Origin of the sequence: Burkholderia ubonensis, from assembly GCF_902833085.1 — a bacterium.
Lineage (GTDB): Bacteria > Pseudomonadota > Gammaproteobacteria > Burkholderiales > Burkholderiaceae > Burkholderia > Burkholderia ubonensis.
This window is the reverse complement of record NZ_CADFEB010000014.1, coordinates 161,492-174,222: the sequence shown is the minus strand read 5'-3', so window position 1 is coordinate 174,222 and position 12,731 is coordinate 161,492. Positions and strand designations below refer to the sequence as shown.

Genomic DNA, 12,731 nt, shown 5'->3' with positions numbered 1-12,731 from the left:
GGCCTGACCGGATCTCCGCGATGCAATCCCGTTCCCGTTTCGGCACGAGCCTGTTGCCGTACCTGCTGATCGCGCCGCAGCTCGCGATCACCGGCGTGTTCTTCCTGTGGCCCGCCGGCGTCGCGCTGTGGCAGTCGACGCAGATGCAGGATGCGTTCGGCACGTCGAGCGAGTTCGTCGGCTTCGCGAACTTCGCGCACCTGTTCGCCGATCCGCTGTATCTCGACTCGTTCCGCACGACGCTCGTGTTCAGCGCGCTCGTCACCGTGAGCGGGCTCGTCGTGTCGCTGCTGCTCGCCGCGTGCGCGGACCGCGTGGTGCGCGGCGCGCGCGCGTACCGCACGCTGCTGATCTGGCCGTACGCGGTCGCGCCGACGATCGCCGCGGTGCTGTGGGCGTTCCTGTTCAACCCGAGCATCGGCCTCGTCACCTATGCGCTCGCGAAGTCGGGAATCGTCTGGAACCACGCGCTGAACGGCGGGCAGGCAATGTTCCTGGTCGTGCTCGCGTCGGTGTGGAAGCAGGTGAGCTACAACTTCCTGTTCTTCTACGCGGGACTGCAGGCGATCCCGCGCTCGCTGATCGAGGCGGCCGCGATCGACGGGGCGGGGCCCGTGCGGCGCTTCTTCCACGTGGTGCTGCCGCTCCTGTCGCCGACGAGCTTCTTCCTGCTGGTCGTGAACCTCGTCTACGCGTTCTTCGACACGTTCCCGGTGATCGACGCCGCGACCGCCGGCGGCCCCGCGCAGAGCACCAAGACGCTGATCTACAAGATCTTCGCGGAAGGCTTCCAGGGGCTCGACATAGGCAGCTCGGGCGCGCAGTCGGTCGTGCTGATGGCGATCGTCGTCGGTCTGACGGTGATCCAGTTCCGCTTCGTCGAACGCAGGGTGCAATACGCATGATCGAGAATCGCAAGGGCTTCGACCTGTTCTGCCACGCGGTGCTGATCGCGGGCGTCGCGCTGCTCGTGTTTCCCGTCTACGTCGCGTTCTGCGCGGCGACGATGAGCGCGCAGGAAGTGTTCACGGTGCCGCTGTCGCTCGTGCCGAGCACGCATCTCATCGAGAACGTCGCGTACATCTGGCGGCACGGCAGCGGCGGCACGACCGCGCCGTTCGGCCTGCTGCTCGCCAACAGCTTCGCGATGGCGCTCGGCATCGCGGTCGGCAAGATCGCGGTGTCGATCCTGTCCGCGTACGCGATCGTCTATTTCCGCTTCCCGTTCCGCAATACGGCGTTCTGGCTGATCTTCGTCACGCTGATGCTGCCGGTCGAGGTGCGGATCTTTCCGACCGTGCAGGTCGTGTCGACGCTGCATATGACCAACACGTACGCGGGGCTCACGCTGCCGCTGATCGCGTCGGCGACCGCGACCTTCCTGTTCCGCCAGTTCTTCATGACGCTGCCCGACGAGCTGATGGACGCGGCGCGCATCGACGGCGCGGGGCCGCTGCGCTTCTTCTGGGACGTCGTGCTGCCGCTGTCGAAGACGAGCATCGCCGCGCTGTTCGTGATCACCTTCATCTACGGGTGGAACCAGTACTTGTGGCCGATCCTGATCACGACGGAGGCGTCGCTGTCGACGTCCGTGGTCGGCATCAAGACGATGATCGCGAGCGGCGACACGGCGACCGAATGGCATTACGTGATGGCGGCGACGCTGCTGGCGATGATTCCGCCGCTCGTCGTCGTGCTGGCGATGCAGCGCTGGTTCGTGCGCGGCCTCGTCGATTCTGAAAAGTAACCACGGACACGCTACGAGGAGAAGGACGACGTATGGCTGCGCTGAGCTTGAAGGGCGTCAGGAAATCCTATGACGGAAAGCAGCAGGTGCTGCACGGCATCGACGTCGAAATTGCCGACGGCGAATTCATCGTGCTGGTCGGGCCGTCGGGCTGCGGCAAGTCGACGCTCCTGCGGATGATCGCAGGGCTCGAGAGCGTGACGGACGGCGAGATCGCGATCGGCGAGCGCGTCGTCAACGCGCTCGAGCCGAAGGATCGCGACATCGCGATGGTGTTCCAGAACTATGCGCTGTACCCGCACATGACGGTCGCGCAGAACATGGGCTACGGGCTGAAGATCCGCGGCGTCGAGCGCGCGACGATCGACGCGCGCGTCGCCGCGGCCGCGAAGATCCTCGAGCTCGAGCCGCTGCTCGCGCGGCGGCCGCGCGAGCTGTCGGGCGGCCAGCGGCAGCGCGTCGCGATGGGGCGCGCGATCGTGCGCGAGCCGTCGGTGTTCCTGTTCGACGAGCCGCTGTCGAACCTCGACGCGAAGCTGCGCGTGCAGATGCGGCTCGAGATCCAGCGGCTGCATGCGCGGCTCGCGACGACGAGCGTGTACGTGACGCACGACCAGATCGAGGCGATGACGCTCGCGCAGCGCGTGATCGTGATGAACCGCGGCTACGCGGAGCAGATCGGCGCGCCGGTCGACGTGTACGAGAAGCCGGCAACGGTGTTCGTCGCGGGCTTCATCGGCTCGCCTGCGATGAACCTGATGCACGGCCGGCTGTCGGACGACGGCGCGACGTTTACGGTCGCGGGCGGCGGCCCCGCGCTGCCGGTCGCCGGCGCGCCCGGCATCGGCGCGGAGATCGCCACCGGGCGCGACTGGGTGCTCGGCGTGCGTCCCGAACACATGACGCCGCAGCCGGGCGTCGCGCAGGCGACGCTGCCGGTCGACTCGTGCGAGCTGCTCGGCGCGGACAATCTCGCGCACGGCCGCTGGGGCAATCACGACGTCGCGGTGCGCCTGCCGCACGCGGACCGTCCCGCGCGCGGCACGGCGCTGGCGGCCGCGCTGCCCGCGCACCGGCTGCATTTCTTCGATCCCGAGACCGGCAAGCGTGCCGGCTGACCCTGCAGCACCTGCCGCGAGACCAAAACGATGACAACCCGTACCGACTGGCCCTATCCGCGCGTCGTCGCCCATCGCGGCGGCGGCACGCTCGCACCGGAGAACACGCTCGCCGCGCTCGACGAAGGCGCGCGGCGCGGCCACGCGATGGTCGAATTCGACGCGAAGCTGTCGGCCGACGACATCACGTTCCTGCTGCACGACGATACGGTCGACCGGACCTCGGACGGCCACGGGCCGGCGGCGCGAATGCGCTACGCGGAACTCGCGGCGCTCGACGCCGGCGCGTGGTTCGACGCGCGCTTCGCGGGCGAGCGGATGCCGACGTTCGAGGCGGCGGCGGCGCGCTGCATCGCGCTCGGGCTGGCGGCGAACGTCGAGATCAAGCCGTGCCCGGGCCGCGAGCGCGAAACCGGCCAGCGCGTGGCCGCGGACGCGGCTGCGTACTGGCGCGACGCCGCGGTGCCGCCGCTGTTGTCGTCGTTTTCTTTCGATGCGCTGCAGCAAGCGCGCGAAACGGCGCCCGAGTTGCCGTGCGGGATGCTTTACGAGGCGGTGCCGGACGACTGGTACGCGCAGGCGGTCGACGCGCTCGGCTGCGTGTCGCTGCACGCGGACCACACACGGCTCGACGAGCCGCTCGTGCGCGCGATCAAGGCGGCCGGGCTGCGCATCCTGGTTTACACGGTCAATGACCCCGAACGGGCGCGCGAGCTCGTGCGCTGGGGCGTCGACGCGGTCTGCACCGACCGGATCGACCTGATCGGCCCGCATGCGCTGGACGGAATCCTCTAGCGAGCGAATCTGACGCGAAAAAACGACGCCCCGGCGGGTTTCCGTCCGGGGCGTTCTGCTTTGCGGAGGGGTAACGCCAGGAAAATTCCGCTACAAATTGCAGCGGGATTAACCATTCCCCAAATATTCGACTACGCTTAGAAACGGTAGCCGACGTTAAGGTACGTGACGATCGGGTTGAGGTTGATCTTGGCCTTCGACGTTTCGGTCAGGGTGCCGACCTGGGTCCGCTTCGCCGACGTGAAGGTTGCGGTGACGCTCACCGGGATGTACGAAATCGACAGGCCGGCAAACCAGTGGTCGGTGAAGTTGTACGTGAAGCCGGCGTTGAAGACGGGCGCCCACTGGTTGCTGGTCGTCGCGCTGGTCGGGCCGCCGAGCACGCCGTTCTCGAACGCGCCGTTCGTGATCTTCGCGCCGGTGAACCACACGTACGTCGCGCCGATGCCGACGTACGGCCGGAACTTGGCGTTGGCTTCGTTGAAGTGGTATCGGAGCAGCACTGCAGGGCTCCACTGATACGCGCGACCGAGCACGCCGAAATTTTCGAACCGACCCTTGCCGGTAATGTCGAACTTCGGTGGTATCCCGGCGATGAATTCGGTGGAGATGTGGTCGGTGACGAAATAGCCCGCTGCGAGGCCGATGGTGTCGGCATCACTGATGCCTGCACCGGTACCGGGAACGGCTTGGTTGACGGGCGTTCCGCCGACACGGTAGACGAACAGCGGATCGCTGCTGTCCTGCGGCGAAAGATGGAGCCAGCCGGTGCTGACGTAAAAGCTACCTGCGGATTGCGCGTGTGCCGTGCTACCCGCGAACGTGAACGCGAGCGCTGCGGCCCCCGTAATGGCCAGTTTTCGTTTCAATTTTGTCTCCTCCGATCAAAGGCGTGCTCATTATGACTACTGCGTTTAAAACCAAACAAGCTTGTAAGTTAGAGTTTTCTCCCTAGGATTCGCACGACCGTACGATTCAGCGCGAGAGCGGGAGGATTCTACGCAAGTGCGCACAATTGGACCTTCGGGTATTTCCTAACGCGATCAAACGGACATTCAGCATGGCACGGTTAGCACGACTCTACGTTCCCGACCAGCCGCAGCACGTGATATTGCGCGGCCTGGATCAGCAACCCGCGTTCGTCGACGACCAGGACTACGAGCTCTTCATCGATTGCCTGAAGGCCGCGGCGCGCGATCATCATCTGGCGGTGCACGCGTACGTGCTGTTGCCGCGCCAGGTGCAGCTGCTCGTGACGCCGAGCGACGAGGCCAGCCTGCCGAAGGCGATGCAGGCGGTCGGACGTCGCTACGTCGCGCATTTCAACCGCCGCTATTCGCGGCGCGGCACCCTGTGGGAAGGCCGCTATCGCGCGACGGTGATCGAAGGTGAGCGATATTTCCTGCTCGCGAGCCGCGTGGTCGAGCTGAGCCCGGTGCGCGCGCAGCTCGGCGCGACGCCCGACGCCTATCGGTGGTCGAGCTACCGGCATCACGTCGGGCTCACCGTCGACAGCCTGATCACCGACCATCCGCTCTACTGGGCGCTCGGCAATACGCCGTTCGAACGGCAGCGCGCGTACAAGGAGCTGTGCGAGCAGCCGCTCGACGAGCGGCAGGCCGACCAGCTGCAGCAGGCGACGCTGAAGGGCTGGGTGCTCGGCGGCGAGACCTATCGCGAATGGGCGGCGCGCACCGCAAACCGGCGCGTGTCGCCGCTGCCGCGCGGACGCCCTCGAAAGGTGCGCGAGAACACACCGCCGATCCAGCAATAGGCGCGGGCAGGCGGACCAGGAGGCGGCGCCGTGAGCGCCGCTTCTTTTTGCACCAAAACGATACGGCCCCAATAAAATGGCACCAGATCGATGCATCCGTTTAAACGGGGTCACATCAAGCGGTTTTTGTTGCTATTCCTTTGATTCGTCGCGTATATTCCGAATTCCGGTGGTTCCGGGCGAAGCCTGCCCAGCCCACTGTCGGCCGCGCCGACTCCTGCCGGAGCCGGAAACGGCGGCAACAAGAAAATGGTTCAACGGCCCTCGAGGCCCCTTTACGACGGTGTCCCCATGAACGACCACCAGCAGCCGCTCACCGCGGTGCCCGCCGCGCAAGGTCTGTACGACCCGCAAAACGAACACGACGCCTGCGGCGTCGGCTTCGTCGCTCACATCAAGGGCAAGAAGAGCCACGAGATCATCGAACAGGGTCTGAAGATCCTCGAGAATCTCGACCACCGCGGCGCGGTCGGCGCCGATCCGCTGATGGGCGACGGCGCGGGGATCCTGATCCAGATTCCGGATGCGTTCTACCGCGAGGAAATGGCGAAGCAGGGCGTGACGCTGCCGCCCGCCGGCGAGTACGGCGTGGGGATGATCTTCCTGCCGAAGGAAAACGCGTCGCGGATCGCGTGCGAGCAGGAGCTCGAGCGCACCGTGAAGGCCGAGGGGCAGGTGGTGCTGGGCTGGCGCGACGTGCCGGTCGACCACGCGATGCCGATCTCGCCGACCGTGAAGGCGACCGAGCCGCTGATCCGCCAGATCTTCATCGGCCGCGGCAAGGACATCATGGTGACGGACGCGCTCGAGCGTAAGCTCTACGTGATCCGCAAGACCGCCAGCCACCGGATCCAGGCGCTCAAGCTGAAGCACGGCAAGGAATACTTCGTGCCGTCGATGTCGGCGCGCACGATCGTCTACAAGGGCCTGCTGCTGGCCGGCCAGGTCGGCGTGTACTACCGCGACCTGCAGGACGCGCGCGTCGTGTCGGCGCTCGCGCTCGTGCACCAGCGCTTCTCGACCAACACGTTCCCGGCCTGGGAGCTGGCCCACCCGTACCGGATGATCGCGCACAACGGCGAGATCAACACCGTGAAGGGCAACGTCAACTGGCTGAACGCCCGCACCGGCGCGATCGCGAGCCACGTGCTCGGCGACGACCTGCCGAAGCTCTGGCCGCTGATCTACCCGGGCCAGTCGGACACGGCTTCGTTCGACAACTGTCTCGAACTGCTCGTCATGGCCGGCTATCCGCTCGTGCACGCGGTGATGATGATGATCCCGGAAGCGTGGGAGCAGCACACGCTGATGGACGAGAACCGCCGCGCGTTCTACGAATACCACGCCGCGATGATGGAGCCGTGGGACGGCCCCGCCGCGATCGCGTTCACGGACGGCCGCCAGATCGGCGCGACGCTCGACCGCAACGGCCTGCGCCCGGCGCGCTACATCGTGACCGACGACGACCTCGTGATCATGGCGTCGGAAGCCGGCACGCTGCCGATCCCCGAATCGAAGATCGTCAAGAAGTGGCGCCTGCAGCCGGGCAAGATGTTCCTGATCGACATGGAGCACGGCCGCATCATCGACGACAAGGAGCTCAAGGACAACCTCGCGAACGCGAAGCCGTACAAGAGCTGGATCGACGCCGTGCGCATCAAGCTCGACGAGATCGAGCCGAAGGCCGAGGAAGTCGCCGCGGGCCGCACCGTGGGCGCCGCGCTGCTCGATCGCCAGCAGGCGTTCGGCTATACGCAGGAAGACCTGAAGTTCCTGATGGCGCCGATGGCGCAGCAAGGCGAGGAAGCGGTCGGCTCGATGGGCAACGACTCGCCGCTCGCGGTGATGTCGAACAAGAACAAGACGCTCTATCACTACTTCAAGCAGCTGTTCGCGCAGGTCACGAACCCGCCGATCGACCCGATCCGCGAGAACATGGTGATGTCGCTCGTGTCGTTCATCGGCCCGAAGCCGAACCTGCTCGACACGAACAACATCAACCCGCCGATGCGGCTCGAAGTGTCGCAGCCGGTGCTCGACTTCAAGGACATCGCGAAGATCCGCGCGATCGACCAGTACACCGGCGGCAAGTTCAGCTCGTACGAGCTGAGCATCTGCTACCCGGTCGCGTGGGGCAAGGCCGGCATCGAGGCGCGCCTCGCGTCGCTGTGCGCGGAAGCCGTCGACGCGGTGAAGTCGGGCTACAACATCCTGATCGTGTCGGACCGCAAGACCGACGCCGAGAACGTCGCGATCCCCGCGCTGCTCGCGACCTCGGCGATCCACACGCACCTCGTCCAGCAGGGGCTGCGCACCAGCACGGGCCTCGTCGTCGAGACGGGCTCGGCGCGCGAGACGCACCACTTCGCGCTGCTCGCCGGCTACGGCGCGGAAGCGGTCCACCCGTACCTCGCGATGGAAACGCTCGCGCAGATGGCCGACGGCCTGAAGGGCGACCTGTCGCCGGAAAAGGCGGTGTACAACTTCACGAAGGCGGTCGGCAAGGGCCTGCAGAAGGTCATGTCGAAGATGGGCATCTCGACGTACATGTCGTACACGGGCGCGCAGATCTTCGAAGCGCTCGGCCTCGCGGCCGACCTCGTCGAGAAGTACTTCAAGGGCACGGCGTCGAAGGTCGGCGGCATCGGCCTGTTCGAAGTCGCGGAAGAGGCGATCCGCCTGCATCGCGACGCGTTCGGCGACAACCCGGTGCTGCGCGACATGCTCGACGCGGGCGGCGAGTACGCGTACCGGATCCGCGGCGAAGACCACATGTGGACGCCGGATTCGATCGCGAAGCTGCAGCACGCGACGCGCAGCAATTCGTACCAGACGTACAAGGAATACGCGCACCTGATCAACGATCAGACGAAGCGCCACATGACGTTCCGCGGCCTGTTCGAGTTCAAGGTGTCGCCGGCGAAGGCGATCCCGATCGACGAAGTCGAACCGGCGAAGGACATCGTCAAGCGCTTCGCGACGGGCGCGATGTCGCTCGGCTCGATCAGCACCGAGGCGCACGCGACGCTCGCGATCGCGATGAACCGGATCGGCGGCAAGTCGAACACCGGCGAGGGCGGCGAGGACGAGAAGCGCTACCGCAACGAGCTGCGCGGCATTCCGATCAAGTCGGGCGAGTCGCTGAAGTCGGTGATCGGCGACGAGATCGTCAGCGACATCCCGCTGAAGGACGGCGATTCGCTGCGCTCGAAGATCAAGCAGGTCGCGTCGGGCCGCTTCGGCGTGACGGCCGAGTACCTGGCATCGGCCGACCAGATCCAGATCAAGATGGCGCAGGGCGCGAAGCCGGGCGAAGGCGGGCAGCTGCCGGGCCACAAGGTGTCCGACTACATCGGCAAGCTGCGCTACTCGGTGCCGGGCGTCGGCCTGATCTCGCCGCCGCCGCACCACGACATCTATTCGATCGAGGATCTGGCGCAACTGATCCACGATCTGAAGAACGTGAACCCGAGCTCGAGCATCTCGGTGAAGCTCGTGTCGGAAGTGGGCGTCGGCACGGTCGCGGCGGGCGTCGCGAAGGCGAAGGCCGATCACGTCGTGATCGCCGGCCATGACGGCGGCACCGGCGCGTCGCCGCTGTCGTCGGTCAAGCACGCGGGCACGCCGTGGGAGCTCGGCCTCGCCGAAACGCAGCAGACGCTGGTGCTGAACCGCCTGCGCGGCCGCATCCGCGTGCAGGCCGACGGTCAGATGAAGACCGGCCGCGACGTCGTGATCGGCGCGCTGCTCGGCGCGGACGAATTCGGCTTCGCGACGGCGCCGCTCGTCGTCGAGGGCTGCATCATGATGCGCAAGTGCCACCTGAACACGTGCCCGGTCGGCGTCGCGACGCAGGACCCGGTGCTGCGCGCGAAGTTCTCGGGCCAGCCGGAACACGTCGTCAACTACTTCTTCTTCGTCGCCGAGGAAGTGCGCGAGATCATGGCGCAGCTCGGCATCGCGAAGTTCGACGACCTGGTCGGCCGCGCGGACCTGCTCGACACCCGCAAGGGCATCGAGCACTGGAAGGCCAAGGGCCTCGACTTCTCGCGCGTGTTCTACCAGCCGGAAGACTGCGAGGACGTCGCGCCGCGTCACGTCGACGTGCAGGACCACGGCCTCGAGCGCGCGCTCGACCACGTGCTGATCGAGAAGGCGAAGGCGGCGATCGAGAACGGCGAGCACGTGTCGTTCATCCAGCCGGTGCGCAACGTGAACCGCACGGTCGGCGCGATGCTGTCGGGCGCGATCGCGAAGAAGCATGGCCACGACGGCCTCGACGACGACGCGGTGCACATCCAGCTGAAGGGCACGGCGGGCCAGAGCTTCGGCGCGTTCCTCGCGAAGGGCGTGACGCTCGATCTCGTCGGCGACGGCAACGACTACGTCGGCAAGGGCCTGTCGGGCGGCCGGATCATCATTCGCCCGACCAACGACTTCCGCGGCAAGTCCGAGGAAAACATCATCTGCGGCAACACGGTGATGTACGGCGCGATCGAAGGCGAAGCGTTCTTCCGCGGCGTCGCCGGCGAGCGCTTCTGCGTGCGCAACTCGGGCGCGACGGCGGTCGTCGAGGGCACGGGCGACCACGGCTGCGAATACATGACGGGCGGCACGGTCGTCGTGCTCGGCGAGACGGGGCGCAACTTCGCGGCCGGCATGTCGGGCGGCGTCGCGTACGTGTACGACCCGGAAGGCACGTTCGCGGCGAAGTGCAACAAGTCGATGGTCGCGCTCGATCCGGTGCTGCAGCAGGCCGAGCAGGAGCGCACGGTCGACCGCGCGCTCTGGCATGCGGGCACGACGGACGAAGCGCTGCTCAAGGGGCTCGTCGAGCGTCATTTCCAGTTCACCGGTTCGCCGCGCGCGAAATCGCTGCTGGAAAACTGGGACGCGGCGCGCCGCCAGTTCGTGAAGGTGTTCCCGCACGAATACAAGCGCGCGCTGGGCGAGATCGGCGCGAAGAAGGCGGCGAAGGAAGAACTGGCCGCCTGAGCGACGAACGACACAGCAGAGGCCGCGCGCGCCTGACGGGCCGCGCGGCTCCCCCACCCGATACACGGAATCAGAAGAGCACCTTATGGGCAAGGCAACCGGTTTTCTGGAGTTCGAACGCCGCCACGAGGCGTACGAGGCACCGCTCACGCGCGTGAAGCATTACAAGGAATTCGTCCAGGCGCTGTCCGACGCGGACGCGAAGGTCCAGGGCGCGCGCTGCATGGATTGCGGCATCCCGTTCTGCAACAACGGCTGCCCGGTCAACAACATCATCCCGGACTTCAACGACCTGGTGTATCGCCAGGACTGGCAGCAGGCGATCGAAGTCCTGCATTCGACCAACAACTTCCCGGAGTTCACGGGCCGCATCTGCCCGGCGCCGTGCGAAGCGGCGTGCACGCTCGGGATCAACGACGACCCGGTCGGCATCAAGTCGATCGAGCACGCGATCATCGACAAGGCATGGGCGGAAGGCTGGGTGCAGCCGCAGCCGGCCGCGCACAAGACGGGCAAGAAGGTCGCGGTCGTCGGCTCCGGCCCCGCGGGCCTCGCCGCCGCGCAGCAGCTCGCGCGCGCGGGCCATGACGTGACGGTGTTCGAGAAGAGCGACCGGATCGGCGGCCTGCTGCGCTACGGGATTCCCGACTTCAAGCTCGAGAAGTGGCTGATCGACCGCCGGATGCGCCAGATGGAAGCGGAAGGCGTGACGTTCCGCACCAGCGTGTTCATCGGCAAGGACGCGCTGCCGGACTCGATCGGCAACATGGCGAAGGAAACCATTTCGCCGGCGACGCTGAAGGAGGAGTTCGACGCGGTGGTGATCGCGGGCGGCTCGGAAACGCCGCGCGACCTGCCGGTGCCGGGCCGCGAGCTGGCCGGCATCCACTACGCGATGGACTTCCTGCCGCAGCAGAACCGCGTGAACGCCGGCGACAAACTCGTCGACCAGCTGCTCGCGAAGGGCAAGCACGTCGTCGTGATCGGCGGCGGCGACACGGGTTCGGACTGCGTCGGCACGTCGAACCGTCACGGCGCGAAGGGCGTCACGCAGTTCGAGCTGCTGCCGCAGCCGCCCGAAGAGGAAAACAAGCCGCTCGTGTGGCCGTACTGGCCGATCAAGCTGCGCACGTCGTCGTCGCACGAGGAAGGCTGCGAGCGTGACTGGGCGGTCGCGACGAAGCGCTTCGAAGGCAAGAACGGCAAGGTCGAGAAGCTGATCGCGGCGCGCGTCGAGTGGAAGGACGGCAAGATGCAGGAAGTGCCGGGCTCGGAATTCGAGATGAAGGCCGACCTCGTGCTGCTCGCAATGGGCTTCACGCAGCCGGCTTCTCCGGTGCTCGAGGCATTCGGCGTCGACAAGGACGCGCGCGGCAACGCGCGTGCGGCGACCGAAGGCGATCGCGCGTATTACACGTCGGTCGACAAGGTGTTCGCGGCGGGCGACATGCGCCGCGGCCAGTCGCTCGTGGTGTGGGCGATCCGCGAAGGCCGGCAATGCGCGCGGTCGGTCGATGCATACCTGATGGGGCATTCGGAACTGCCGCGCTGAGTATCATCGCGAGCGGGTTTCGATGAAAGCCGGGCGTCCGAGAGGGCGCCCGGTTTTTTTTGTGGACCGACTGGCGGCCACGGACCAACCGTGTGCGGTTCGATGCCGGCCGGCGAGCGACGCTATTGCGTCGGCGTTGCCGGTTCGAGCGGAAACATCTGGATTTTCCCGAAGCCCGTGACGCGATGCTCGCAATCGATCGTGGCCACGTAGCTTGCTTTGCGAGATTTCAGATCGAATCCCCACCAGCCGAGCTTGTCGGCATGGTAGCGGGGCATGCCGATGAATTCGATTTCGTCCGGATCGATACCGTTCGCTTTGACGAACGTGAGAATTTTTGCCTCGAGTGCCGCGAGCGGCGCGTCGGGACAATGGCGGTCGTCCCGCTCGTAGCGGGCAATCCCGGCGACGGCAATGAACAACACGACGAACGCGATGGCTGCAGCGACGAGCATTAGTGCGAGGCGAATGGCGTGGCGAAGGATGGCCGAGATCATGAACGCGTCCGGATAGGGTTCTGGTCGGTGAAGTTGAATCCCCCTCGCGTCCTGCTGCGGTGATCCGGAGCGGTCTCCGGTCTCGTGTCGGGCGAGCGGCATCCGAAGACATTTCGACGACCGGATTTTCCCACTGAGTGAGCGTGAGCCTGCTGCCAGCCCTGGTTGCGTGGCCGCGTCAGTGGCCCGCATTTTCGCGAAGTGTCGTCTAACCTGATGACATTCAGCTGCGATTTTTCGACATCTCTATTTC

General features: G+C 66.2%; 9 protein-coding genes. 7 read left to right on the top strand and 2 right to left on the bottom strand.

Annotated features, from left to right (window positions below; all coding sequences use genetic code 11):
• Positions 1-20: 20 nt before the first annotated feature.
• The 4 genes from ugpA to ugpQ are packed head-to-tail and all read left to right on the top strand — an operon-like array spanning position 21 to position 3,660.
• Positions 21-905: a sn-glycerol-3-phosphate ABC transporter permease UgpA gene (gene ugpA, locus HWX31_RS33215; protein ID WP_059551633.1), complete on the top strand. Its 885-nt coding sequence runs from the start codon at positions 21-23 to the stop codon at positions 903-905.
• Positions 902-1,747 (top strand): sn-glycerol-3-phosphate ABC transporter permease UgpE, encoded by an 846-nt coding sequence (ugpE, locus tag HWX31_RS33210; protein ID WP_045566798.1) that lies wholly within the window; start codon positions 902-904, stop codon positions 1,745-1,747. Before ugpA ends, ugpE begins: the two co-directional genes overlap by 4 nt.
• Before the next feature lie 32 nt (positions 1,748-1,779).
• The gene (locus tag HWX31_RS33205) at positions 1,780-2,865 is read left to right on the top strand and encodes a sn-glycerol-3-phosphate import ATP-binding protein UgpC (protein WP_174959415.1); all 1,086 of its coding nucleotides are present in this window, start codon (positions 1,780-1,782) and stop codon (positions 2,863-2,865) included.
• Positions 2,866-2,895: 30 nt separating this feature from the next.
• Positions 2,896-3,660, top strand: a complete 765-nt coding sequence (gene ugpQ / locus HWX31_RS33200) for a glycerophosphodiester phosphodiesterase (protein ID WP_174959417.1) — start codon at positions 2,896-2,898, stop codon at positions 3,658-3,660.
• Between the two features lie 137 nt (positions 3,661-3,797).
• Here the strand turns inward: ugpQ and HWX31_RS33195 are convergent, their stop codons facing one another.
• Positions 3,798-4,529: an OmpW/AlkL family protein gene (locus HWX31_RS33195; protein ID WP_174959419.1), complete on the bottom strand. Its 732-nt coding sequence runs from the start codon at positions 4,527-4,529 to the stop codon at positions 3,798-3,800.
• A gap of 191 nt (positions 4,530-4,720) precedes the next feature.
• Here HWX31_RS33195 and HWX31_RS33190 point away from each other — a divergent pair, with 191 nt between their 5' ends.
• The 3 genes from HWX31_RS33190 to HWX31_RS33180 all read left to right on the top strand — a co-directional run bounded on the left by HWX31_RS33190 (position 4,721) and on the right by HWX31_RS33180 (position 11,981).
• Positions 4,721-5,434 carry a transposase gene (locus HWX31_RS33190; protein ID WP_174959421.1) on the top strand — a complete coding sequence of 238 codons (714 nt, stop codon included), beginning with the start codon at positions 4,721-4,723 and terminating at the stop codon, positions 5,432-5,434.
• Positions 5,435-5,725: 291 nt separating this feature from the next.
• A complete protein-coding gene (locus HWX31_RS33185) occupies positions 5,726-10,429 on the top strand; it encodes a glutamate synthase-related protein (protein WP_174959423.1) in 4,704 nt (1,567 codons plus the stop codon).
• Between the two features lie 85 nt (positions 10,430-10,514).
• Positions 10,515-11,981, top strand: a complete 1,467-nt coding sequence (locus tag HWX31_RS33180) for a glutamate synthase subunit beta (protein ID WP_059636779.1) — start codon at positions 10,515-10,517, stop codon at positions 11,979-11,981.
• Between the two features lie 122 nt (positions 11,982-12,103).
• On the opposite strand, the gene HWX31_RS33175 is transcribed toward HWX31_RS33180, so the two are convergent.
• A complete protein-coding gene (locus tag HWX31_RS33175) occupies positions 12,104-12,478 on the bottom strand; it encodes a hypothetical protein (protein ID WP_174959425.1) in 375 nt (124 codons plus the stop codon).
• Positions 12,479-12,731: the final 253 nt, after the last annotated feature.